This window comes from Aphanothece hegewaldii CCALA 016 (genome assembly GCF_003007785.1).
GTDB lineage: Bacteria > Cyanobacteriota > Cyanobacteriia > Cyanobacteriales > Microcystaceae > Chroococcus > Chroococcus hegewaldii.
In genome coordinates, this window is sequence record NZ_PXOH01000021.1 from 35,531 (window position 1) to 58,475 (window position 22,945).

The 22,945-nt window shown below is 37.0% G+C and carries 26 protein-coding genes; 17 read left to right on the forward strand and 9 right to left on the reverse strand.

What is annotated here, in order from left to right; translation table 11 throughout:
* The first annotated feature begins 55 nt into the window (after nucleotides 1–55).
* Both aroF and C7H19_RS17040 read left to right on the forward strand, forming a co-directional pair.
* Nucleotides 56–1,114, forward strand: coding sequence for a 3-deoxy-7-phosphoheptulonate synthase (gene aroF, locus C7H19_RS17035; RefSeq protein ID WP_106458125.1), 1,059 nt, complete (start codon nucleotides 56–58; stop codon nucleotides 1,112–1,114).
* Between the two features lie 601 nt (nucleotides 1,115–1,715).
* Entirely contained in the window at nucleotides 1,716–2,171 is a 456-nt protein-coding gene (locus C7H19_RS17040) for an ATP-binding protein (protein ID WP_106458126.1), read from the forward strand.
* Between the two features lie 8 nt (nucleotides 2,172–2,179).
* Here the strand turns inward: C7H19_RS17040 and C7H19_RS17045 are convergent, their stop codons facing one another.
* Nucleotides 2,180–2,455, reverse strand: coding sequence for a DUF6439 family protein (locus C7H19_RS17045; protein WP_106458127.1), 276 nt, complete (start codon nucleotides 2,453–2,455; stop codon nucleotides 2,180–2,182).
* Nucleotides 2,456–2,545: 90 nt separating this feature from the next.
* Between C7H19_RS17045 and C7H19_RS17050 the strand changes: the two genes are divergently transcribed.
* The 4 genes from C7H19_RS17050 to C7H19_RS17065 all read left to right on the forward strand — a co-directional run bounded on the left by C7H19_RS17050 (nucleotide 2,546) and on the right by C7H19_RS17065 (nucleotide 4,508).
* Entirely contained in the window at nucleotides 2,546–2,947 is a 402-nt protein-coding gene (locus C7H19_RS17050) for a sll0565 family protein (protein ID WP_106458128.1), read from the forward strand.
* A gap of 71 nt (nucleotides 2,948–3,018) precedes the next feature.
* On the forward strand, nucleotides 3,019–3,609 hold the full coding sequence (locus tag C7H19_RS17055; protein WP_106458129.1) for a sigma-70 family RNA polymerase sigma factor: 591 nt from the start codon (nucleotides 3,019–3,021) through the stop codon (nucleotides 3,607–3,609).
* Nucleotides 3,606–3,998 carry a hypothetical protein gene (locus C7H19_RS17060; RefSeq protein ID WP_106458130.1) on the forward strand — a complete coding sequence of 131 codons (393 nt, stop codon included), beginning with the start codon at nucleotides 3,606–3,608 and terminating at the stop codon, nucleotides 3,996–3,998. The genes C7H19_RS17055 and C7H19_RS17060 overlap by 4 nt, the downstream gene beginning before the upstream one ends.
* Nucleotides 3,999–4,013: 15 nt before the next feature.
* Complete coding sequence (locus C7H19_RS17065; protein WP_181280648.1) at nucleotides 4,014–4,508, forward strand: Spy/CpxP family protein refolding chaperone; 495 nt, start codon at nucleotides 4,014–4,016, stop codon at nucleotides 4,506–4,508.
* Between the two features lie 46 nt (nucleotides 4,509–4,554).
* On the opposite strand, the gene C7H19_RS17070 is transcribed toward C7H19_RS17065, so the two are convergent.
* From C7H19_RS17070 to C7H19_RS17085, 4 genes are all read right to left on the reverse strand, one after another.
* Nucleotides 4,555–5,010 (reverse strand): RrF2 family transcriptional regulator, encoded by a 456-nt coding sequence (locus C7H19_RS17070; protein WP_106458132.1) that lies wholly within the window; start codon nucleotides 5,008–5,010, stop codon nucleotides 4,555–4,557.
* A gap of 171 nt (nucleotides 5,011–5,181) precedes the next feature.
* On the reverse strand, nucleotides 5,182–5,931 hold the full coding sequence (locus C7H19_RS17075) for a sterol desaturase family protein (RefSeq protein ID WP_219907673.1): 750 nt from the start codon (nucleotides 5,929–5,931) through the stop codon (nucleotides 5,182–5,184).
* An 89-nt stretch (nucleotides 5,932–6,020) separates the two neighbouring features.
* Nucleotides 6,021–6,650, reverse strand: a complete 630-nt coding sequence (locus C7H19_RS17080) for a 2OG-Fe(II) oxygenase (RefSeq protein ID WP_106458134.1) — start codon at nucleotides 6,648–6,650, stop codon at nucleotides 6,021–6,023.
* A 52-nt stretch (nucleotides 6,651–6,702) separates the two neighbouring features.
* Nucleotides 6,703–7,776: a sulfate ABC transporter substrate-binding protein gene (locus tag C7H19_RS17085; protein WP_219907674.1), complete on the reverse strand. Its 1,074-nt coding sequence runs from the start codon at nucleotides 7,774–7,776 to the stop codon at nucleotides 6,703–6,705.
* Between the two features lie 275 nt (nucleotides 7,777–8,051).
* Between C7H19_RS17085 and def the strand changes: the two genes are divergently transcribed.
* Together def and C7H19_RS26485 are read left to right on the forward strand one after the other, a co-directional pair.
* The gene (gene def / locus C7H19_RS17090) at nucleotides 8,052–8,615 is read left to right on the forward strand and encodes a peptide deformylase (RefSeq protein WP_106458136.1); all 564 of its coding nucleotides are present in this window, start codon (nucleotides 8,052–8,054) and stop codon (nucleotides 8,613–8,615) included.
* Nucleotides 8,616–8,643: 28 nt separating this feature from the next.
* Nucleotides 8,644–8,841: a hypothetical protein gene (locus C7H19_RS26485; protein ID WP_106458137.1), complete on the forward strand. Its 198-nt coding sequence runs from the start codon at nucleotides 8,644–8,646 to the stop codon at nucleotides 8,839–8,841.
* 14 nt (nucleotides 8,842–8,855) lie between these two features.
* Here the strand turns inward: C7H19_RS26485 and C7H19_RS17100 are convergent, their stop codons facing one another.
* On the reverse strand, nucleotides 8,856–9,419 hold the full coding sequence (locus tag C7H19_RS17100; protein ID WP_106458138.1) for a hypothetical protein: 564 nt from the start codon (nucleotides 9,417–9,419) through the stop codon (nucleotides 8,856–8,858).
* A gap of 162 nt (nucleotides 9,420–9,581) precedes the next feature.
* Here C7H19_RS17100 and C7H19_RS17105 point away from each other — a divergent pair, with 162 nt between their 5' ends.
* From C7H19_RS17105 to C7H19_RS17120, 4 genes are all read left to right on the forward strand, one after another.
* Nucleotides 9,582–10,034, forward strand: a complete 453-nt coding sequence (locus C7H19_RS17105) for a chemotaxis protein CheW (RefSeq protein WP_106458139.1) — start codon at nucleotides 9,582–9,584, stop codon at nucleotides 10,032–10,034.
* Between the two features lie 84 nt (nucleotides 10,035–10,118).
* A complete protein-coding gene (locus C7H19_RS17110; RefSeq protein ID WP_245927591.1) occupies nucleotides 10,119–11,564 on the forward strand; it encodes a methyl-accepting chemotaxis protein in 1,446 nt (481 codons plus the stop codon).
* A gap of 32 nt (nucleotides 11,565–11,596) precedes the next feature.
* Nucleotides 11,597–12,334 carry a chemotaxis protein CheW gene (locus C7H19_RS17115; RefSeq protein ID WP_106458141.1) on the forward strand — a complete coding sequence of 246 codons (738 nt, stop codon included), beginning with the start codon at nucleotides 11,597–11,599 and terminating at the stop codon, nucleotides 12,332–12,334.
* A 32-nt stretch (nucleotides 12,335–12,366) separates the two neighbouring features.
* Nucleotides 12,367–14,808 (forward strand): hybrid sensor histidine kinase/response regulator, encoded by a 2,442-nt coding sequence (locus C7H19_RS17120; RefSeq protein WP_106458142.1) that lies wholly within the window; start codon nucleotides 12,367–12,369, stop codon nucleotides 14,806–14,808.
* A 17-nt stretch (nucleotides 14,809–14,825) separates the two neighbouring features.
* Here the strand turns inward: C7H19_RS17120 and C7H19_RS17125 are convergent, their stop codons facing one another.
* The 3 genes from C7H19_RS17125 to C7H19_RS17135 all read right to left on the reverse strand — a co-directional run bounded on the left by C7H19_RS17125 (nucleotide 14,826) and on the right by C7H19_RS17135 (nucleotide 16,627).
* Complete coding sequence (locus C7H19_RS17125; RefSeq protein WP_106458143.1) at nucleotides 14,826–15,461, reverse strand: tetratricopeptide repeat protein; 636 nt, start codon at nucleotides 15,459–15,461, stop codon at nucleotides 14,826–14,828.
* Between the two features lie 17 nt (nucleotides 15,462–15,478).
* Entirely contained in the window at nucleotides 15,479–16,045 is a 567-nt protein-coding gene (locus C7H19_RS17130; protein WP_106458144.1) for a hypothetical protein, read from the reverse strand.
* Between the two features lie 96 nt (nucleotides 16,046–16,141).
* On the reverse strand, nucleotides 16,142–16,627 hold the full coding sequence (locus C7H19_RS17135) for an allophycocyanin subunit alpha-B (RefSeq protein ID WP_106458145.1): 486 nt from the start codon (nucleotides 16,625–16,627) through the stop codon (nucleotides 16,142–16,144).
* 180 nt (nucleotides 16,628–16,807) lie between these two features.
* Between C7H19_RS17135 and C7H19_RS17140 the strand changes: the two genes are divergently transcribed.
* From C7H19_RS17140 to C7H19_RS17160, 5 genes are all read left to right on the forward strand, one after another.
* The gene (locus tag C7H19_RS17140; RefSeq protein ID WP_106458146.1) at nucleotides 16,808–18,085 is read left to right on the forward strand and encodes an aspartate aminotransferase family protein; all 1,278 of its coding nucleotides are present in this window, start codon (nucleotides 16,808–16,810) and stop codon (nucleotides 18,083–18,085) included.
* A 137-nt stretch (nucleotides 18,086–18,222) separates the two neighbouring features.
* Entirely contained in the window at nucleotides 18,223–19,092 is an 870-nt protein-coding gene (locus C7H19_RS17145) for a helix-turn-helix domain-containing protein (RefSeq protein WP_245927593.1), read from the forward strand.
* A 63-nt stretch (nucleotides 19,093–19,155) separates the two neighbouring features.
* Nucleotides 19,156–19,788, forward strand: a complete 633-nt coding sequence (locus tag C7H19_RS17150) for a response regulator (RefSeq protein WP_106458148.1) — start codon at nucleotides 19,156–19,158, stop codon at nucleotides 19,786–19,788.
* 16 nt (nucleotides 19,789–19,804) lie between these two features.
* A complete protein-coding gene (locus tag C7H19_RS17155) occupies nucleotides 19,805–21,637 on the forward strand; it encodes a fatty acyl-AMP ligase (protein ID WP_106458149.1) in 1,833 nt (610 codons plus the stop codon).
* Complete coding sequence (locus C7H19_RS17160; protein ID WP_106458150.1) at nucleotides 21,634–22,869, forward strand: glycosyltransferase; 1,236 nt, start codon at nucleotides 21,634–21,636, stop codon at nucleotides 22,867–22,869. The genes C7H19_RS17155 and C7H19_RS17160 overlap by 4 nt, the downstream gene beginning before the upstream one ends.
* The last annotated feature ends 76 nt before the right edge of the window (nucleotides 22,870–22,945 follow it).

A 22,945-nucleotide genomic window follows, 5' to 3' on the forward strand; every position in this document is an offset into this window, starting at 1 on the left:
TTATCTAAAATCGCAATAAGAGCGTGAACCCAGTCAGTATAAGAGAACGTAAGCAATGATAGTTGTCATGAAAGTTGGTTCCCCAGAACCCGAAATCAGTCGCATAAGTGCAGAATTTCAAAGTTGGGGACTAAATCCCGAAAAAATTGTCGGTAAACATAAAGTTGTGTTCGGTTTAGTCGGAGAAACTGTCGATTTAGACCCCCTACAAATCCAAGAAATTAGCCCTTGGATTGAAAATGTTTTACGCGTTGAACAGCCTTTTAAACGGGCAAGTCTCGAATATCGTCACGGTGAATATAGCGAAGTCATCGTCAGCACACCTAATGGAAATATCCCCATCGGGAAAAATCACCCCGTTAGCATTGTTGCGGGTCCCTGTTCCGTTGAAAATGAAGAAATGATCGTGGAAACCGCCAGACGAGTCAAAGCGGCAGGCGCACAGTTTCTTCGAGGTGGAGCATATAAACCTCGTACATCTCCTTATGCGTTTCAAGGACATGGAGAAAGCGCATTAGGTTTATTAGCGGCAGCCAAAGAAGCAACCGGACTGGGTATTATTACAGAAGTCATGGATGCAGCCGATCTAGATAAAATTGTTGAAGTTGCTGATGTGATTCAAGTTGGGGCGAGAAATATGCAAAACTTTTCGCTTCTCAAAAAAGTTGGCGCAAAAGACAAACCCGTATTAATTAAACGTGGAATGTCCGCGACTATCGATGAATGGCTGATGGCGGCTGAATATATTCTTGCTGCAGGAAATCCTAATGTTATTTTGTGCGAACGAGGAATAAGAACCTTTGATGGTAAATACACCCGCAATACTTTAGATTTGTCGGTTTTACCCGTTTTACGCGCTCTTACTCACTTACCGATTATGATTGATCCCAGTCATGGTACCGGTAAATCGGATTATGTCCCGTCGATGGCAATGGCATCTTTAGCCGCAGGTGCAGATTCTTTAATGATTGAAGTACATCCAAACCCCGCTAAAGCACTATCAGATGGACCACAATCTCTTACACCCGAACGCTTCGATCGACTGACTCAAGAATTAGCAGTAATTGGTAAAACGATCGGTCGTTGGCCACAACCACAAATGGTTTTAGCTTAAGCTTATTTTAGCCGAAAATTACAAGATTATAAGCGGTGTTGGGCTTTTGTCGTCTAATACCGCATCTTTTTTGATTATATTGATTTCCTACCGAAGAAGAAATCTTCCAGTGAGGCTTAAAGCTATCACCACAAGATTTAAGCTGATTAATAATAATTTTATGATATGATAGATTATAGACGTAAGTATGGTTTCACTGCTATTAAACAGCCGTAAAACTAGGCGTTTGATTAATATATCTGAATCAATATTTTTTGTCTGTGTCTGTCTATTTATTTATTTTTCGCACAATTTTCTATGAAAAAAAATAAAAGCGATTAAGGTTTAATTAACTCCTCACACACTGCTCAATCACTTTCTATATAAGTTTTAGTTGTTTTTCTCTTTCTTTTGATATGTTATTCTTCTTAAAGCGTACAAAATATGGATAGTTAAAGTTGAATTTTTTGATTCAACTTCAAAACTATTAAAAAGGTGATGTGAAAAACAATCAGAACATGGACAAAAAACATGATTCAATATTTTTAAAACAATTTACATCATTAAATTACTTAATTTCTAAACCTGAAAAAGTCCACCTAAAAATATAGAGGTAAAGCACGTGATTTTCGTTTCGCTGCCTTCTCCTAGACGGAATTCAAGTACTGTAAGTTTTGCTTCAACTCTCTATCTGTGTCCAATTTTGGATTTATTATTATCTAAAATCCCTATTGAATTACAACCAGAGATTAGGCTAGGATTACAAGAGGCGTTAGTCAATGCCGCTAAACACGGAAATAAACTTGATCCCAGTAAAACTGTAGTCGTCAAGTTTGTCATCACCAAAGAAAGCTATTCATGGATTATTTCAGATGAAGGAGTCGGTTTTAATAGTGCTAAATGTGAATATGAACTGACTGATTATCCTGAATTTCCCACAGATGAAGCAGAAAGCGGTCGAGGTTTATGTATTTTACACGAAATATTTGACCAAGTTCAGTGGGCTTATGAAAAAGGAACACAGGTCAAACTCTGTAAAATTATTAAAAAAAATAAACGTCAAACGGTATCTGTTTAATGTTTAGTTTAATGTTTCCCATGCGTCGGACAAGGAGGCGCAGTAATCGATCGATCTAGCCATCCTGCAGCTTGATTAAGATGTGTTAAAGCGGCTTCGGGTTGATCTTTAAGTAAAAAGACCAAAGCTGAACCGATTTGTTGTCCAGCTTGTGCTTTACGGTTTGCTTTCAAACGATGCCAATCATTCGGTGTAATCGATAAACGGGCGGCTATTGCTTGCGCTAATTCGAGTGTACTATACTCATCAAGGCTTTGTGAAGGAGAAGAGGTAGCGGGAATCATATAAAGTTTTGCTCAAAGTTGGTGAAAAGGTCACTATTATCTACTATATATTAGTTAATCTGACCTTACTGTGATGAATTAATTAACTTCATGTCTGATGAGATTTCTAACCTATTCGATGGCGATGACGCAGAATTTGAGCAAGCAATTTTGGACTTAGACAAGTCTTTGATGACACTTAAACAACGATACAGCCAAGTTAAACAAGATTTACAACAACAAGTTCAACTCAAAGAACAATTAGAAACCGTTGTACAAGAATGGCGCACTCATCAACAGCCAGAATTAGAAAAAGAAATCATCGATCTTCGAGATCAAATACAAGAATTATCCGTTGCCCTAGAAAGTGCCTTACTATCAAGTCAGGATTTCCAACGCTTATTCTGGAAAGGGTTAAAACAGGGATTACTAAATGAGGTCTTTTGGCAAGTAATACGGTTTGGCGGTTTAGGGATCGTCATTGGTTGGTTACTTAAATCTTATACGCATTAAAAAGATTTTGAACCATTCTCGAATGATTTTAGTCTAAAAACCTGCAATGACTGAGTAAGGGTGAATTCCTCGTGATAGCTGATCACCGAACGGGAACAAGCGATAGCACATTAGTCTTACAATGTCAACAAGGCGATGGCAAAGCTTTTCAACAACTTTATCGACGTTATCAGCCACGAGTTAGCTCAACTCTGTATCAATTGTGTGGTAGCGAGATGTTAGACGATCTCTTGCAAGAAGTATTTTGTCGTGTCTGGCGAGGATTACCAAAACTGCGTCAACCGTCTTATTTTTCCACTTGGCTCTATCGAATTTGTTGGAATGTAGCCACCGATGGACGACGACAGTTTGCTAAACGTCAGTTGGAAACCTCTTTTCCCTCGACTGAGCCTGAAGATACTCTCGCAGTAGAAGAAAACTTATCGCGTCCCCAAGATACACCCGACTTATTGCAATTGCATTATCAAGATCTTGTACAAAGAGGACTTAAAACACTGAGTCTAGAGCATCGTGTTGTTTTAGTATTACACGATTTAGAAGATTTACCCCAAAAAGAAATTAGTAAAATCTTACAAATTCCGACGGGAACCGTTAAATCTCGTTTATATTATGCTCGCAATGCAATTCGTCAATATTTGCAGCAACAAGGAGTTGTCCTATGACTCACTTTCCTCCTGATGATAAACCATTGATTCAATTTTTGAAACAATATCGACCAGTAGCCCCAAAAACAGCAACTTCAGTTGAAAAACAGTTAATGCAATGGGTAGCACAAAAACCTCATTTATCATCAAAAAAACACATTTCTTTATTTTGGGTGATTCCTAGTGCGATCGCTGCCAGTATCTTAGCAACTTGGCTCGGTGGGCAACAAACCCAGACATCTTTTGAAATTACGGCTCAGAGTAAGGAATTAGAATCATTTGTTATTGATAGTTGGAATAGCTCGCTTAAAGAGTTATCCGATACGAATTATGAGACTAATCTTGAATCATGGTTAATTTTAGAAGAAACAGAATCAAATTCAAACAACATAACTTATTACAAATAAACAAGAATTATGCTCATGTTTAAACATTCAATCATTGCAAGTTTATCAATGCTAACATTGGTTGTCGGAAGTTCGTCAGTTGTCGCTTATCCTCAATTTGAGTCCAATTCACTTTTAACACAAAAATATGCTCAAGCTGGAGGAAGTCCCCAAAGATCTAGAAGACATACTGATGTTTTTGAACAACTTAATTTAACTGAACCGCAAAAACAGCAAATTTCATCCATTCGCCTAAAATATCGTGACAGAATGGAGCAAACATCTAGTAAAATTCGTAGCACTCAACAAGAATTACAAAAACTGATGGCGAGTAATGCTTCTCGTAACGACATTCGCGCCAAACACGCCCAAGTAGGAGATTTACGCCAAGAACTCGATAATTTACGTTTTGAAAGTATGCTAGATATTAGAGATGTTTTAACGATTACGCAACGTCAACAGTTAGACCAACTTATGGAACAACGTCGAACCAGAATGGATAAACCTCCACAACCTCCCGCCGCCATGTAGAATAATGGGCAAATCTAGCGGTATTTTTTGTCGTCAAAGCAACATTTCAAATATAGTACATCAAACCTTGTTGTAGATACGTGGCTTTCCTTTGATATAAATCTTGCAACGTACATTTTTCTAAAATCGATTGTGCCGCTAGGTTTGCTTCTTCCCAACTATCTCGAATTAGTTTCATTTCTATGGTAGGTAAATTTAAATCGTCTTTAACTTGACGATCGCCTTCAATAATAGAGACAATTTCTAACAGCGTAATTTGACTAGGATGACGAGCTAAAATGTAGCCTCCTTTCGAGCCACGCTGACTTTTAAGTAAGCCACCTCGACGCAAACTGGCTAAAATTTGTTCTAAATAACGTTCAGGTATCGGTTGCTTGGCGATTATTTCATTAACGGTTATCGGCTTTTCTAAATTGACTGGGCAAGCCATTTCAAGCAATGCTAGGATCGCGTATTCAACCTTGGAGGGAAGTTCTAAAAGAATGTACTGATTGAGTTCCAATTTTGTATCTAAAACAACATTTGTTTAGTATAGTTTCTTTGTTGTCTAATTAATCTTTGCTCTTGTTTCAAAGAATTCTTAGATTGATGGTATAAAGAACAGTATCTAGATATACTTATTGTACTTTGCACCCGAATAACTTTGCAATAAGCTCGTTGAAAAATTTTACACTTACTCTAAAAACTCTTTTTCATAATTGGGATCGTGAGTACCTAGTAACTTATCCCAAAACGTGAAATAAAGCCCGTAGTGTACCCGATACTTACGATGATGTATTGAATGATGCGTTGGCCCAATTAAGCATTTACCAAACCAATGACGGAAAAACGAGGGAGGAAAAGGATCAAAACCGAGATGTGTCACTACAGCCCAGACTGTCATCGTCATCAGTAAAGCAATTAAAGTTATAAAATGAAGTGGCATCAGAAAAACGATCCCAACAAAGAAAAGCCCTTGTAAAATAGCTTCTGGTAAATCGAAAGCAAAAGATGTCCAAGGAGTCGGATCACCAGAGCGATGATGTCCATGATGTAGCCATTTAAAGAGTCGTGGGTGATGAAAGCCTCGATGGAGCAAGTAAAAATATCCATCTTGGAGAATGAGAACTACAACAAAGCTAAACCCTAAGTACCAGAGTCCATATTGGTCTAAAACAGAGTATAAGCGCGTTAACCCTGAATCGTAAGCCGAGATAATAAACGCGGCGCACAGAGCGAAAAACACCGCAGAAAACAACGCCAGTTCCGCATCCTGTTTTATGGACTTCCATCGAGGAGGAAAAGAACGTAAATTCCGCTTAATGAAAGGCTTTCCTAAATTAGAATAGAAAAACCAATAGGAACCACCAGCAATAAGAAAGTAGCGGACAATAATAATCCCGAAAAATGCTAACCAATAAATACCGAGCTTTTCTAAAATCAAGAAAAATTTGTGCAGTTAATAAGTTTACAGTTTGAAGCTTATCAGATTTATGGGCTTTGATGCTCTATCGGAGGCAATGTTGATAAAAATTATCGCTTTAATTTGGTTAACGATCGCTGATTATTTTTATCCATCTTAATCGCTCTTGATTCTATCTTAAATTCAGGAATGTCTCTGAGTTGGCTTTCCTCTAAATTGTATTGTTCACATACTAAACTTAAGCGGATACCAGTGCTACTGACTGGGTTGACGGAGTGGGTGAGATCCCCTTGGAAAAATAACAGAGTATTAATTTGAGGGCGAATTTGACCAATCTGACGTTTATGATTTCGTAAGACCAATTCTCCACCCTTTAAGTCAGTTGGAACTTGAATATAAAGAACACTGACAACAGCAGGCGGCTCAATAGTTTTACAATAGGAACGTAAAGAGCGATCGATGTGAGGATCAACCCGTGAGCCTGTTTTTAGGAGCAGGGGATTAAGATAGAAAGCATTACAATCATTCTGTAACGCTTGCTCTAAATAGGAACTAAAATAGGGGAAACGTTGTACGACAGTTGGAAAATGCGATCGCCGAAACACCACAGAAAAACCTTTCGTTTCCACAAAGTCACGATTTAGATTATTGACAGCAAAATAAGGACAAGATAAAATCTGCCCTTGCAACTCATTTAAATAATCCTGAGAAAAAGCTTGTAAACGTTGGTGATAGAACATTAATCTTAACGGGGCTTTTTAGCTTAAGCAAACCCTCATTGATTTATGGTAACTAACGAGAGGTACTTTGTATTTGGTCAAAAATAGTACCATCATTAAAAAATTTCTTTTGAATAGTGTCCCATCCGCCAAATGTTTGAACGGTTGAGAGTTTATTGACTTTAGGAAACTTACTCGATACTTCTTTAGAAACAGTCGTATTAACGGGACGAAAACCTACTTTAGCAAATTCTCGCTGTGCTTCTGGCGTATAAAGAAATTTTACAAAGGCCTCGGCAACCGGTCGCGTTTTATGTTTATCTACATTTTTATCAACAACGGCTACAGGTGCATCAATGGAAACATTAACAGCAGGAATTGTATATGAGAAATTGCCTTCGCCTTTTTGTTTCGCTAAAATCACTTCATTTTCATAGTTAATTAAAACATCGCCTTGGCCTTGTTTAAAAAAAACATCACTCGCTTCTCGTGCATCTTTTGGCAATACGGGAACATTTTTATAGACCTGAGTGACAAATTGACGGGCTTTTTGTTCATTTCCTCCAGTTTGGGTGACTGATCCCCATAAGGCTAAGAAATTCCAACGCGCCCCCCCAGAGGTTTTCGGGTTAGCGGTAATTACTTGTACCCCTGGTTTGACGAGATCAGACCAAGTGTTGATTTTTTTCGGGTTGCCTTGACGAGTTACGATCGCTGCAACCGAACGAGTTACGATCGCATTATTCGGGGCTTCTTTTTCCCAACCTGGTTTAATTAAACCTGCTTTTTCAATTTTTTCTACATCTAAGGCTAAGGCTAAAGCGACAACATCCGCTTCTAGTCCATCAATGACAGCCCGTGTCTGGGAACCTGAACCACCAAAACTCTGACGAAACACGACTTCTTGATTATGCTCTTTTTTCCATTTAGCCGCAAATTGGGGAATGATTTTTGAGTAAGCGGCTTGAGTAACAGCATAAGACACGAGAGTCAGTTCGACTGTTTTTGGCTTTTGCGCTATTAATTGCTCAGATGATAACTTGGACGAGGCTAACACAGGAAGAATGCTAAATCCGACCCCTGCTAAGACTGCAAATGTAAGCGGTTTTAATGATTGGGTTAGGGTTTGTAACTTGTATTGTTTCATAGTCATAGTAAATCTCCGCTTTAAAGTACACTAAGTTGATAGACAATATGTTTTATATACCGATTGAATCATTGCACACATAGAGAATAAAAGCAAGAGGCTAAAAATATTATTTTTTGGCTGATTAGTGTCAGTTGTGGAGCAGAACAACTATTTTGAGCTTGATAAAAGAAAGAAAACTCAATAAACTGAAGGGTTTTGAGCGGCAGACAAAGGCTTATGGTTTCCTGTTAAAATCTGTTAAGATGGACAGTAAGTATACTGAAACTAAGTTCATGACTTCTTTGATTGCAGTCGAAAAACAAAAATTAGAAAACCCTCCTCTAAAGCTTCATTATTTGGGCGATCGCGTTTTACGTCAGCCCGCGAAACGGATTGCGAAAGTCGATGATAGTGTCCGAAAATTAGTTAAAGAAATGCTGCAAACCATGTATAGTTCTAATGGAATTGGTTTAGCAGCCCCACAAGTAGGCGTTAATAAACAATTGATTGTGATTGATTGTGAACCAGATGAGCCCGCTAAACTTCCTCTAGTTTTGATTAATCCCGTTATTAGCGGTTACAGTAAAACCCTGTGTAAAGGCGAAGAAGGTTGTTTAAGTATTCCAGGGGTTTATTTAGATGTAATTCGTCCCGAAGCGATCGAAGTTAGTTTCAAAGACGAACAAGGACGACCCCGCAAAATTCAAGCTAATAATTTATTAGCCCGTGTTATCCAACACGAAATGGATCACCTCAATGGGGTAATGTTTGTTGATCGAGTAGACAATGACCTCGCTTTAACCGCAGAATTACAAAAACACGGTTTTTCTGTAAATGCAGTTAAACCCGTTGCTTAATCATCTCGCCAAAGAGGAGTAATCCAAAGTGACCCCGAAAAGTGGTGTATTGTTAATGGGCTCTTGTGTAGCTGCGATCGCGGCCGTCGGTAGTATATTCGAGTTATCGTCAGGATCTCCCGATCTTGGCTCAACGATCACAAGCATAATTCTTGTTGCTTCTATTCCCTTGACGGGGCTATTTTTTTGGGCAGCAGTACAAGATACAAGAGCTAACATGAAGTAAACGAACAATGATAGTTATTCCCTGACGGCTTGATTTTCTAATTGTATTAAAATTTCTTGAGCGATCGCCATAGTTAATCTACCCTTATCGATTTGGGATCGCTCTTCCCAGGTAATTTCTTTAAGATCCTGAAATCCCCGCATTGACCAGACAAAAGGACGTGCAAAAACCTGTAAATCTTCATCAGACCAACTTGCTAAAAGGGGTTTAACGCAAATAATTAGACGTTCTAAAGATTCCATCGGTTCGGATAATAGCAAGCATTTAGCACGCTCTAACAAAGTTTCTAGCCATTCAGACGGCAACAAAGATGTATACTTCTTTATGAAAAAAGCTTCTACATTTTGAGCATCGATCGTTTGCCAACGCTGGTGTAAATCTCCGAAAAATTGTTCCGCTTGATTTGATAATTCGTCTTCTGGCAAATCATCAAATAATGATGCTGTTTCGTCGAGATCTGTCCAATCAAACTCCGTGTTTGGTGTAGTTGGATACAAAGAATCAATTAAATCTTCAGTTTGAAGAATCATTTCTAGTAATTCCTCTGATAATTTTTGGGGAACAGATGAGTTAGACATGAAGTAGCTCTAAGGGAGTTCATGAACGTTCTGTTATGGATTACTACATTGTTATTAAGTTGAATTCCATAAAGAATCAGAACTTATTTAAAAACAATCCATAAAAAATCAGACTTTTTTTGGGAAAACTGATCTTAGAAGCGATCGTTATCAGGAACTAACATGTTATTACTATTATTTTATCTGGGTAATGAGATTTATGGACTCGATAGCTCCCAAGTTGTAGAAATCATCCCAAGGGTCAATCTAAGACAACTTTATCAAGTCCCCGACTACGTGGCAGGATTATTCAACTATCGAGAAAAATTTGTCCCAGTCGTCGATTTATGCCAACTGATTCAAAATAAACCTAGTCTCTCATGTTTGAGTACTCGCATCATTATTGTGAACTATCCAACCAGTACAAATTGTGTTCAATATCTGGGACTCATGGCCGAAAAAGTTACAGATACTTTACAAACAAACCTAACTTGGAATGATACGAATAATAGTACTTATAAGTCATGGGGAAAACTCATTAGAGAAGAACAGGAAACCATACAACTGCTCACAGTAGAATCATTATTCCCCGAACCCGAACAAAACTGGCTTCTTGAAGGCGCAAGTCAAAAATAAGAGAGCAAATTGGGAAAACTAAAACTAGAAAAGTGCTTATTAAAATTCCAATTAGGTTAATCTATTATGAAAATGCGCCGCTCAATGACCATTGAATCCAAACTCCTCAGCTTACTGATTTTTTCGGCTGCCGTTATGGGGTTAGGAGCTTTTATCACTTGGTTAGGAATGTCTAATCCTTATGCAGAGATCAGAAAGCAAGCGACGGAAAATGAAGCCATTCTACAAGATATTGAAGATCAACTGAGTAAATACCAACATGATTTGAGAGAATACAATACGATCGTAGAAAACGGATTTAGTTTATCTCGTCAACCCAACTCGACGGAATTACAAAAAATTATTGCTCAACATCGTCAACAAATAGATCAACTCCAGAGTCAAAATACAAACGTTTATCAAGAAGTATTACAACTCTCGAAAAATTCGGCTTTACTCGCTCAACGTAACCCTCAAAATGTCGTAACAATTGTTTCCATTATTTTTATTGTTGGTATTATTATCAACCTCATTTTAGGCTTTTTGATTACCCGCAATATTACAAAATCTTTAGGTCAAGCCGTAGAAATCGCCGAAAAAGTCTCAGCAGGAAATTTAATTACACAAGTCGAAGTAACTGCCGATGATGAAATTGGACAATTACTCGCAGCTTTAAAAACAATGATCGAGAATCTCAATTCATTAATTTCTAAAGTTCAACAATCAGGCACACAGATTACTAGCTCATCAACACAAATGGCCGCATCTAGAAAACAACTTGAAACCACTTTAACCGAACAAATTGCCTCAACAAATCAAGTCACTGCGACTGCTCAAGACATCGCTAATACCTCTGAAGAATTAGTTAAAACAATGGAACAAGTAGCCCAATCAGCCCAAAGTACCGCTCACTCAGCAAGTCAAGGACAAAATGATTTAGTCCGCATGGAAAAAAATATGCGTCAATTGTTGGATGCAACAACATCGATCGCTTCTAAACTTGGGATTATGAGCGAAAAAGCACATAATATTAATAGCGTAGTTTTAACCATTACAAAAGTTGCCGATCAAACCAATCTTTTATCCTTAAATGCCGCAATTGAAGCCGAAAAAGCGGGAGAATATGGCGCAGGATTTGCCGTTGTTGCCCGCGAAATTCGCCGTTTAGCCGATCAAACTGCTGTGGCAACTTTAGAAATTGAACAAATGGTTAAAGAAATGCAATCTGCGGTGTCTACGGGGGTTATGGAAATGGATAAATTTAATAAAGAAGTTACAAATACTGTAGATGATGTTGGACATATTAGCCGACAAGTTGCCCAAGTTATTGAACAAGTACAAAGTATTACACCTCGTTTTGAAGTAGTTAGTAAACGCATGGAAGAACAAGCACATAGCGCACAACATATTCGAGAAGCGATGGAAAAATTGAGCGAAGGATCAGAACATACAGCTTATTCATTACATGATACCAATCATGTTTTAGAAAAATTAGATGATGCAGTTAGAGTTCTTCAATCCGAAATTTCTGTTTTTAAAGTGCAAGCTTGAAGATATATAAACAACAGCATCAACCTAAATTTATGGAAAAAAATATCGAAGATTGCTGGAATAAAATTGGTGTTTCGGGTGATAGTTCTTGTTCGCTATTACCAGAAGTAATTCACTGTCGTAATTGTTCAGTTTATGCGGCTGCGGGTCGTACTTTACTACATCGGGAATCGCCAGTCGGGTATATTGAAGAATGGACACATTTAGTGTCTCAACCTTTACCCAAACGAGCCAAAAAATATACAGAAACAACAACTTTTAGTCAAAAAATTGAGCATAAGTTAGATTTATCTTGCGTTCTCATTTTTCGCTTAGAAACAGAATGGTTTGCTTTACCAATTGGCGTAATTAAAGAAGTTACTTCACTATGTACGGTTCATACATTACCCCATCGTAGTAATGATATTTTATTAGGTGTTGTTAATATTAGAGGAGAAATTTTAATCTGTGTTTCTTTGAGTAATCTTTTACAGCTTAAACCTGTTGCATGGAAAAATTCATCACTTTCTAAAAATAATGCCAGTCCAAAAACTTATCAACGCATGGTAGTTACAGAAATCCAAGATAATAGATGGGTTTTTATTGTTGATGAAATTTATAGTGTACAACGCTTAAAAACTGATGATCTTTCAAATGTACCCACAGTAATTACAAAAACTCCTGATACTTATACCCAAAAAATTATTCAATTAGAGGATAAAAAAATTAATTTTGTTGATTCAGAAATGCTGTTTTATGAGTTGTTGTTTTATACTTTCTCACGTCCTTAGTCAAGTTTGATAAAATTACAAATACAAAAAATATGTCAGAAAATAACTTGAATTTAACTAATTTTTCGATGCTAGAATTATTTAATATTGAATTGGATAACCAAACAGAAATATTAAATGATAACTTATTAAATTTAGAAAATTATCTGAAAAAAAATCAATTATATTCCACTTCAGAAATAATCCCTTTACTAGAATCTTTAATGAGGGCTGCTCACTCGATTAAAGGAGCCGCCAGAATCGTAGAAATTGATGAAGTTGTAAAATTAGCTCATTTAATGGAAGATTATTTCTCAGCAACCATTTCTCAAAATATTATTCCGCAAACACAACATATCGATCAAATATTAGAAGGCGTGGATTTATTACAAAAAATTAATCAAGAAGAAAATTTAAAATTATGGATCACTAAAAATCAAGATAATTTTGATCAAATCAAGAGTAACATTAGCCATTTATTAGAAAATCAAGTAAATGAACTATTAACGCCGTTAATAACAGAAAAAAATAACGAGAACTTTTCCGAAAATAACGAACAAAAACCGTTAAATTTAGATGATGTTTTTCCCGATGAAGAAGAAGATTTAGAATCGGAATCCCCAACACAAGGTGATTTATATATTTATCAACAATCAGAAGAATTAAGTAATTTAGAAAATAGTACATTTTTAAATTCTCAAATTTCAACATTTAAAACTTCAGAGATTTTTACAAATCAAGCAGCACCAGAAAAAGATCGTTATATTAGAGTCAGTTCAGATAACCTAAATCGTCTGATGGGTTTAGCAGGAGAAGCATTAGTTGAAGCAACAGCTTTGGGGCCTTTTACTGATTCTTTAATGACTCTAAAAAAAAGCCAACTAGAATTATCTAAATTATTAGAAAATTTACAATATACTTTATTGATTAAATGTGCTTTAAATAAAGAAACAGAAAATTATTTAAAAATTATTAAACAAAAAGAGCGAGAATGTCGAGAAATTTTAAACGATCGCCTAAATACATTAGAACAATTTACCTATCGTTCTATTAATTTATCAGATCGTCTTTATCGAGAAGTAATTAACTCTCATATGCGCCCATTTGCTGACGGAATACAAGGATTTCCGCGAATGGTTCGAGATATTGCTAAACAATTAAATAAATCAGTTAAATTAGAAATTATCGGAAAAAGTACCCCAGTTGATCGAGATATTTTAGCTAAATTAGAAGTTCCTCTAACTCATCTTTTAAGAAATTCAATTGCTCACGGTATTGAAGCACCAGATATCAGAATTCAAAAAGGCAAAACTATTGAGGGAATTATTCGTCTAGAAGCGGCTCATCGTTTTGGAATGTTATCAATTAATGTATCTGATGATGGTGCTGGAATTGACTTAAATCAGCTAAAAAACCGTATATTAGAAAAAAAATTAGTCACCCCAGAAATGGCTCAACAATTATTTGAAACAGAATTAATAGAATTTATTTTTTTACCAGGGTTTACTACCGCTAATGAAGTGACCGAAATTTCTGGGCGTGGTGTAGGTTTAAATATTGCGAAAACGATGGTAGAAGAAGTTGGCGGAAATATTCAAGCGATTTCTAAAACAGATAAAGGAATGAGTTTTCATTTTCAACTTCCTTTAACTTTATCTGTGATCCGAACACTATTAGTAGAAATTTCGGGCGAAGCTTATGCGTTTCCTCTAACTCGAATTGAGCAAGCGGTTAGAGTGAATATGAATGAGATATTTTATGCTGAAAATAAACAATATTTTACTTTAAATGGGAAAAATATCGGTTTAGTACGAGCCGATCAAGTTTTAGAATTACCGCCCTCTAAGTTTTCCTCAGATTCTTTTTCTATAGTTATTGTGAGTGATCAACACAATTGTTATGGTTTAATAGTAGATCGATTTTTAGGGGAAAAAAATTTAGTAATCAGACCTCTCGATCATCGTTTAGGAAAAGTTCAAGATATTAGTGCAGCCGCTTTATTAGAAGACGGTTCACCTGTTTTGATTTTAGATGTTTTAGATATTATTCATTCTGTTGATAAAATTCTCACAACCAGTTATTTAGCACAAGCTAACTATGAACCCGAACTATCATGGACACAACTAACTTTCAAAATATTAGTTGTTGATGATTCGATTACTGTTCGAGAAACCGAGAAAAAACTTTTGCAAAATTATGGCTATCAAGTTGATTTAGCGGTTGATGGAATAGAAGCATGGAATATGATTATTTGTGGAAAATATGACTTAATTATTAGTGATGTAGATATGCCGAGAATGAATGGAATTAAGTTAGTTCAACAAATCAAAAATCATCCCCTGTTTAAAGAAACACCTGTGATTATTATTTCCTATAAAGATCGAGAAGAAGATCGTTTACAAGGATTAGAAGCGGGTGCGGATTATTATTTAACTAAAGAAAGTTTTCAGGATGATACTCTAATTAAAGTTGTAAAAGAATTGCTCGAAAAATAGAATAATCATCCATCATCTTACTTACTAGGTGTAGGAATAGGTTGAAGCATATCGGGTGAGAGTTGTTTATTTTGCTCTTGTTTTAGCATAACGATCGCTTGTTTTAATTTTTCATCTTGGGGATAAATTTTAGCTAATTTTTCCATAATTTCTATCGCCCCTGCTAAATCATTCGTCACAATTCGCATTTGTGCTACAGCTTGTAAAAGACGAGGATCATCAGGATTTTTGGCGAGATTTTTTTCTAACTGTTCTTTAACTTTTGTCACCCCAGTAACATTATTTGACATCGCGTAAGCTTGTGCTAAAGCTTGTAAAACTTGGGGATTATCGGGATACATTTGAGATAATTTTTCTAAATGAGGAATTGCGCCTTGATAATCACCCAATTTCATCTTAGTATCGATGACACCTTGCAAAGCTCTTAAATTATCAGGTTCTCGTTTTAAAACTTGCTCATATCCTTGAGATTCGGCTTGTAATTGTTTAAGATCTAGATTGGCTGGTGCATTAGGATTATTATTAGGTTGAACTGCTTCAGGAGACTTACCGAATAAACCCGCTAGAGGAATAATCATTAAACTTAAAAAAGCGAGACCAGAAGCAATAATTAAGACTTTTTGCAGATAATTTGGTTTTTTTTGATCAGCCATAAAGAATTTAGATATTTTTAATAAATTTTAATATAATTCAAGATCAAACTAAATTGAGTTATAGACATTGTATATCTCCACCAATCGAACCCCAATAATCCAATTGCAAAACTACAAACACAAATTGCTGTCAAGATCGTACAAACCTGCCAATTATTATAACCTGCTTCTTGGAGTTCTAAACGACCTAAAATAGCAGCATTCAGCAAAAGCAAGAATTCAGCAAAGTAATTAAAAAAACAAATAATCAAAGCCAAAGCTAAAGACCAGATTAGAACAGCTATAATGGCTGTGATATCCGACTTAAAGCAACTGCCGAGTAAACCTAAAAGCGATCGATCAAAAATCGTTAAACCGAGGGTTAGAGTTAAAATAAGGAGTAAAGAAAGTCCATAAAGTAACTTGTGAGCGATCCTTTCATCGAGAAAAATATTAAACTTTTCGAGTAGTCGTCCGTCGATGAGCCAACGATTCCAAGAATCACTTTCTTGAGCAATAGTCCAGCCAAAAACACTATAAATAGCTGGCATAAGGAGTAACAAAATTATCAAACGCCAAATCGGTTTATTTTTGTAAAAAAGCATAAGATTTAGCCTCCTTTTAAAGAGCAAAGCCTGAATTCTGAAAGAGATTTTGCTTCACCCCTTTTCAGACTTCAGACTTTTGAGCATTAATGTCACTTATGACATGGTTTGAATGATGTAGTCAAAGTAAGGGCCAGCTTCATCAGCATCTTCTTTACTCAATTGAGAAAGAGCCGCATCTTTAAGACAGCGAATTGCTTCAATCATTCCCGTTACAGGCACATTGAGAGAATTGTACATTTCTTTCGCGCCAATTAAGCCACTTTGCTCGATCGGGCCTTTATCGCCTGCGAGAATGCCATAAGTGACTAAGCGTAGATACCAGCTATAGTCTCTAAGACATTGATTGTATTGACGCTGACCATAAGCGTTACCACCAGGGGCCCGATAGTCGGGACGTTTGCGGAATAACTGCTTTTGGGCTTCATCTACAATCTTTTTGTCATTTTCGGCGAAAACTTCAGCAATACGAATCCGTCTTGCGCCCGTTTGTAAAAATTTCTGGATACCTTGTAGTTCTCCACTACTTGGATATCGCAGATCGTCGTCGGCTTTGAGAATGACTTGACTAACTACGCTCATAATATCAAGGTGAATTTGCTAACATAATGTAGTTTAGCTAAAAACAGGGTCTAACCGCGAGTTCTTCATCTACCGCAAAGTTAGATTAATATAAAAGCATCGATTGACTTTAAATGAACAGAATTTATTCGTAAAGTTTGATTACAATTTCCATATTCTTAAATTGATTAGGAGCTAGTCGTGAGTCCAGAAACTCTTTTAGAAAATCCATCCTTGACAAAAAGCCTTAATAGTGCATCATTAACAGAAACTTTTGATACCTATGTAATGAACACTTACAGCCGATTTCCGATCGCCATTACCAAAGGTCAAGGCTGTCGTTTATGGGATACCGAAGGCAAAGAATATCTTGATTTCGTCGCAGGAATTGCCACTTGTACTCTAGGTCATGCTCACCCCGCTTTAATCGATGTGGTGAGTCAGCAAATCCAACAACTTCACCACGTCTCTAATTTATTTTATATTCCCGAACAAGGCGACCTAGCTAAATGGATTGTCGAGCATTCCTGTGCTGATCGGGTTTTTTTCTGTAACTCAGGTGCAGAAGCGAACGAAGCAGCAATAAAATTAGTTCGTAAATACGCTCATACGGTTTTAGATTTCCTCGAACAACCCGTTATTTTAACCGCTAAAGCCAGTTTTCATGGTCGGACTCTTGCTACCGTCACCGCAACAGGACAACCAAAATATCAAAAAGACTTCGCGCCTTTGGTTCCAGGCTTTGCTTATATTCCTTACAATGATATCGAAGCGGTGGAAAATGCGATCGCTGATCTCGATGAAGGAAACCGTCGTGTTGCTGCCATTATGCTAGAACCCCTTCAAGGTGAAGGCGGCGTGCGTCCGGGTGATGTAGAATATTTCCATAGACTGCGCCAAATTTGCGACCAAAATAATATTTTATTAGTATTCGATGAAGTACAAGTCGGAGTCGGCCGAACGGGCAAACTTTGGGGTTATGAGAATTTAGGCGTTGAACCCGACATCTTTACCTCAGCAAAAGGGTTAGCAGGTGGTATCCCCATCGGTGCCATGATGTGTAAGAAATTCTGTGATGTTTTTGAACCTGGTAATCATGCAAGTACATTTGGCGGAAATCCCTTTGTTTGTGCCGCAGGTTTAACAGTGCTACAAACCATTGAAAAAGACCATCTTTTAGAAAATGTACATGATCGTGGCGAACAATTACGCACTCGTTTAAGAGCGATCGCACAAAAATACCCGACTTTATTCAAAGAGGTACGCGGTTGGGGATTAATCAACGGAATGGAGATCCATGAAGAAGTTTCTTTAACCTCACCAGATATCGTCAAAGCAGCCTTAGAATTCGGTTTATTATTCGCTCCAGCAGGACCAAAAGTCTTACGCTTTGTTCCTCCTCTTATTGTCTCAGAATCAGAAATCGATTTAGCCGTCAATCTTTTAGAACAAGCGATCGAAAAAGTCACTCACTCTTAATTATTCCTTTGTTATCAGTCATCGGCTCTGTACCAATTGACTGATAACAGAAATTTTTTTAATTTGACTCACCCTTTAGAAGCATTAACGGATTAAGATATAAAGCAAAAACAAATAAAAATATCTTGGAGCCAACTATGCTTAAGCTGAGTTCCGCCCAAGCTGAACAATTTAAAAGCATCGGGGCCTATCTTCGCTCAAAACGATTAGAAAACACTTTATCTTTAGAAGACATTGCGGCGATAACCATGATTCGCTTACCTTTGTTGCAAGCGTTAGAAACAGCGAATCTTGAGCTATTACCAGAATTAGTCTATGTCAAAGGATTTATCCGTCGCTATGGAGAAATTTTGAAAATTGATGGACAAGCCTTAGCCAATCGTATCTCGGACGTTCCTGAACCTGAAGTTATCGAAACACCACCAGCACCAAAAACGGTACAAGAGCCAAAAACGGTAGCTGTTACACCTAAAGTTGTGGCATCACAGGAACATTCTAAGCCAGTTCAAAGCCTTCCAACATCTTTTTTATCTTCTAAGACACTTCCTTATGTTTTATTGGGTTTAGGGGCAATTTTCCTCGCTGGTCTAGGCTATTATTTCTTACGTCCCCAACCATCAACTCAAACCACGACACCGAAAACAGCCCCTAGTGTGGTTAATCCTTCTCCTGCTGTTGTTGTTCCCCCTCCTCCTGCTTCCCCTTCTCCCGTTCCCGTCCAACCAGTGGCTCAACCGAGTCCCTCTCCCGTGCCTTCTGCCACTCCCTTATCGGTTACAGTAAAACTAGAAGAACGCTCTTGGCTAGAAATTTTTGTTGATGGTCAACTGGGTTATCGGGGTACTCTTGAAGCCGGAGAACAAAAAACTTGGACAGCGAACAAAGCTTTTAATATCAAAGCGGGTAATGCTGGAGCGGTCAAAATTTCGGTTAATGAAAAACCGGCTCAACCATTAGGCAAACTCGGAGAAGTCAAAGAAATGACCCTAACAGCAAATGCTAACTAATCTTGTGGCAATCGGAGCAAGCATTGTTTTTATTTTCTTGTCCTAACTAGACTTGGCACCTTTATGCGAATTTTAATTGTTGAAGATGATCCCCTAATGCAGCTAGGATTACAACAAGCTTTAAGCAATCATGCTGAATTTGAGATCGTCGGTTTAGCAAAAGATGGTTATGCTGGGGTCAAAATGGCTTTAGAACTCAAACCCGATTTAGTAATTATGGATCTGGGTTTACCTCGTCTTGATGGGATTGCTGCAACTAAAACGATTAAAGAACAATGTCCAGATATTCGGATTGTGATTTTAACATCTCATACTCTAGAAACTGAAGTGATTGCCTCTTTGTCTAGTGGGGCTGACGCTTATTGTATCAAAGGTTCTAGTTTAGAGCGTCTAGAAACGGCAATTTTTACGGCGATCGATGGTGCTACCTATCTAGATCCCCAAATTGCTCGTTTAGTGGTCGAAAATTTGAAACAACCCACACCCCAAGCCAATTTTAAGATTGGTTTACTTTCGAGCCGAGAAATGGATGTTTTAAAATTAATTGTTGAGGGTAAAAGTAATCTCGAAATTGCTGAGAAATTGTATTTAAGTCCGAATACGATTAAAACTCATGTGCGGGGAATTATGAATAAATTAGCAGTTGACGATCGCGTACAGGCTGCCGTTGTTGCCTTGCGATCAGGAATTGTTTAATTTAATAATACAATTTATGCAAACACAATACTCTACCTTAGTCGATCTTCTACGCTACAGATCCCATGAACAAGCCGAACAAATTGCTTATCGTTTCTTACAAGATGGCGAAACGGAAAAAACAGCCATAACCTATCAAGAATTGGATCGACAAGCAAGAGCGATCGCAGTTAAACTCAAAACACTCAACCCAATTAGCCCAACAGCCGTTATTATTTATCCCTATGAAGCAGGTTTAGAATTTATTGCCGCGTTTTTTGGCTGTTTGTATGGGGATGTTATTGCGGTTCCCTGTCATCCTCCGATGAACCGTCATGCTTATTATGATCTACAACTTCGTCTAGCATCTTCTCAAGCAAAAGTTATCCTCACACACAAAAGCTTACTCTCTAAATTACAAAGTCAACTCACTTCACCTGATATTCATTGGTTAGTTACCGATGATTTATCTTTAGATATAGCTTCAAACTGGACACAACCTAATATTAATTCTGATACGATCGCTTTTTTACAATATACCTCTGGCTCAACGGGACAACCTAAAGGCGTAATGATTACTCATGATTGTATAATGCACAATCAGCAAATGTTAAAACAGGCTTTTGGACACAATGAAACATCCGTCGGTGTGGGTTGGTTACCTTTATTTCATGATATGGGACTCATTGGCAATGTGATCCAAGCTTTGTATGTCGGTCGTCCTTCGATTTTTATGTCGCCTGTTGCGTTTATTCAAAAACCTATACGCTGGTTACAAGCCATCTCACAGTACAAAGCTACTACCAGTGGCGCACCGAATTTCGCTTTCGACTTGTTGTGTCGTCACGTAAAAAGCGAACAGCGATCCCGTCTTGATCTTAGCAGTTGGGATGTAGCTTTCTCTGGGGCTGAACCGATACGAGTTGAGACAATGGATCGATTTTATGAGTTTTTTTCGCCTTGTGGGTTTCGTCGAGAAGCTTTTTATCCTTGTTATGGGATGGCAGAAGCTACGTTATTAATTTCGGGTGGTCAAAAAAATGAATTACCGGTAATTAAATATGTTAATGAAGCAGCCATAGAAGAAAATAAAGTAATAACATCTAACCTAGAAAAGAAAGGTTATCGAGTAATGGTAAGTTGTGGCCAAGCATGGCTAGATGAAAAAATTATTATTGTTGATCCTCATACTTTAATACCCGTTAAAGAAAACCAAATCGGCGAAATTTGGGTATCGGGTTTAGGTTTAGGAAAAGGTTACTGGAATGAACCTGAAAAAACTGCTAATACGTTTCATGCTTATACAAAAGATACTCGTGAGGGGCCATTTTTGCGGACAGGAGATTTAGGCTTTTTACAAAATAAGGAATTATTTATTACAGGTCGTCTTAATGATGTATTAGTCTTCTGGGGTTTTAACCATTATCCCCAACATATCGAAGAAACTGTCGAAAATTCTCACCCTGCATTTAGAAAAAACTGTAACGCTGCTTTTAGTGTAGAAGTAGAAGGAGAAGATAGACTTGTTATTGTGCAAGAAGTAGAACGAACCTATCGACAATCTATCGTAATTGATGATCTTATTGAGTCAGTAAGATGGGCAGTTTTCGATAAACATTTTGTTGATATATACGCTTTTATTTTAATCAAAACGGGTAGTATTCCCAAAACTTCTAGCGGCAAAATTCAACGTCATTTGTGTAAAACTAAGTTTCTTGATGGTAGTTTAGATACTGTTGGTGAGTGGTATTCTCCGCCAAATAACGCAACTGATATGACTTCGATTTTAAAACGCTATTTTAACCCGAAGACACACCTTAAAAGGTATTTAAAGCTTGCTAGAGGTAAGATTAGACGGCTATTCCTATGAAAATTGCAATCATTAGTTCTGGGTTTCTTCCTGTGGTTGATGGAGTGACAGTTACTCAACTTTATCGACTGCAAAAATTGAGTGAATATGGACATCAAGTTATATTATTCTGTCCTGACTATAGTTCACTAGCTACAGTTTATCCTAACTGGAAAGATTATACGGGTCAGATTTATTCTGGTGTTAAGATTATTAATCTTCCAAGTACACCATTTGCTGGCTTAGATTTCGAGCGAAATGTTAGTCAATCATCATATAAAATTGTTTTGGACGAGTTAGAAAAATTTCGACCTGATGTCATTCATATTGATGAACCCGAACGTTTATGGCTAGGTTTTTTTAAAGTTCCAAGTATTGATTATGCTAAACGAATTGGTACTCCCTGCATTAGTTTTTTCCATACCAATTTTGTTGAATATTTAGAAGATTATTTACCGCTTCCATTTCCTTTAATTAGTGGTTTACAATTTATTATGAAACGTCATCGGCGAAGTATTTATAATTCTTATGATGCGACACTTGTTTCTAGTCGTGTGACGGCAGATCAGTTAGTCAAAACGGGTGTAAAAAATATTAGATACGGACAGTTTTTAGGAATTGATCAAAAGGGTTTTTCTGCGGTTGTTAAAGATCTTAACTTTTTCGAGAATAAATATAATCTTTCGGGACTATCCAAGAAAACTAAGCTAATTTTTTTAGGTCGTCTAACTCCTGATAAAAATTGGACATTTACCTTAGATGCTTTATCTAAATTTGCAGAAAATATCGATTTTGATAAACTTGCTTTGATTATTGCAGGTGATGGAGAATTAAAAGAAGAAATTTCTACTAAATTAAATCAACTTACGCCAAATGTTTACTTTTTAGGTCGGATTCATCCTAATGATATTCCCGAACTTTTAGTAAATAGTGATATTCATGTTACAACATCAGAAAAAGAAACAACAGGATTGACAGTTTTAGAAGCATTTGCCGCAGGAATACCAGTTATTGCGCCTCGTGCAGGTGGCTTTATTGATAATGTTAAAAATAATGAAACTGGATTTTTATATAATCGTGGTGATGCTGAAGATTTTGTGAAAAAGCTTAATTTATTGATTGAAAATAAAGCTTTACGAGAGGAAATGGCAAAGAAATCCAAAGAAAGTGTTATTGATTTTAGTTGGGAAAAAGCGGTTAAAAATTTATTGAAGGTTTGGGAAGGTGAAATAACTAAGAAATTAAATAAGTAGTTTTTTTAACTCTTTAATGTGCTGATCTACTGTTTACAGAAATTATTCTCTCATGTTACGCTTGACGTAATTCATA

Coding starts and splice junctions, on each gene's coding strand:
- aroF (WP_106458125.1), top strand. CDS start 56: ATGATAGTTGTCATGAAAGTTGGTTCCCCAGAACCCGAAATCAGTCGC.
- C7H19_RS17045 (WP_106458127.1), bottom strand. CDS start 2,455: ATGATTCCCGCTACCTCTTCTCCTTCACAAAGCCTTGATGAGTATAGT.
- C7H19_RS17050 (WP_106458128.1), top strand. CDS start 2,546: ATGTCTGATGAGATTTCTAACCTATTCGATGGCGATGACGCAGAATTT.
- C7H19_RS17060 (WP_106458130.1), top strand. CDS start 3,606: ATGACTCACTTTCCTCCTGATGATAAACCATTGATTCAATTTTTGAAA.
- C7H19_RS17065 (WP_181280648.1), top strand. CDS start 4,014: ATGTTTAAACATTCAATCATTGCAAGTTTATCAATGCTAACATTGGTT.
- C7H19_RS17080 (WP_106458134.1), bottom strand. CDS start 6,650: ATGTTCTATCACCAACGTTTACAAGCTTTTTCTCAGGATTATTTAAAT.
- C7H19_RS17085 (WP_219907674.1), bottom strand. CDS start 7,776: ATGAAACAATACAAGTTACAAACCCTAACCCAATCATTAAAACCGCTT.
- def (WP_106458136.1), top strand. CDS start 8,052: ATGACTTCTTTGATTGCAGTCGAAAAACAAAAATTAGAAAACCCTCCT.
- C7H19_RS17100 (WP_106458138.1), bottom strand. CDS start 9,419: ATGTCTAACTCATCTGTTCCCCAAAAATTATCAGAGGAATTACTAGAA.
- C7H19_RS17105 (WP_106458139.1), top strand. CDS start 9,582: ATGTTATTACTATTATTTTATCTGGGTAATGAGATTTATGGACTCGAT.
- C7H19_RS17110 (WP_245927591.1), top strand. CDS start 10,119: ATGACCATTGAATCCAAACTCCTCAGCTTACTGATTTTTTCGGCTGCC.
- C7H19_RS17115 (WP_106458141.1), top strand. CDS start 11,597: ATGGAAAAAAATATCGAAGATTGCTGGAATAAAATTGGTGTTTCGGGT.
- C7H19_RS17120 (WP_106458142.1), top strand. CDS start 12,367: ATGTCAGAAAATAACTTGAATTTAACTAATTTTTCGATGCTAGAATTA.
- C7H19_RS17125 (WP_106458143.1), bottom strand. CDS start 15,461: ATGGCTGATCAAAAAAAACCAAATTATCTGCAAAAAGTCTTAATTATT.
- C7H19_RS17130 (WP_106458144.1), bottom strand. CDS start 16,045: ATGCTTTTTTACAAAAATAAACCGATTTGGCGTTTGATAATTTTGTTA.
- C7H19_RS17135 (WP_106458145.1), bottom strand. CDS start 16,627: ATGAGCGTAGTTAGTCAAGTCATTCTCAAAGCCGACGACGATCTGCGA.
- C7H19_RS17145 (WP_245927593.1), top strand. CDS start 18,223: ATGCTTAAGCTGAGTTCCGCCCAAGCTGAACAATTTAAAAGCATCGGG.
- C7H19_RS17150 (WP_106458148.1), top strand. CDS start 19,156: ATGCGAATTTTAATTGTTGAAGATGATCCCCTAATGCAGCTAGGATTA.
- C7H19_RS17155 (WP_106458149.1), top strand. CDS start 19,805: ATGCAAACACAATACTCTACCTTAGTCGATCTTCTACGCTACAGATCC.
- C7H19_RS17160 (WP_106458150.1), top strand. CDS start 21,634: ATGAAAATTGCAATCATTAGTTCTGGGTTTCTTCCTGTGGTTGATGGA.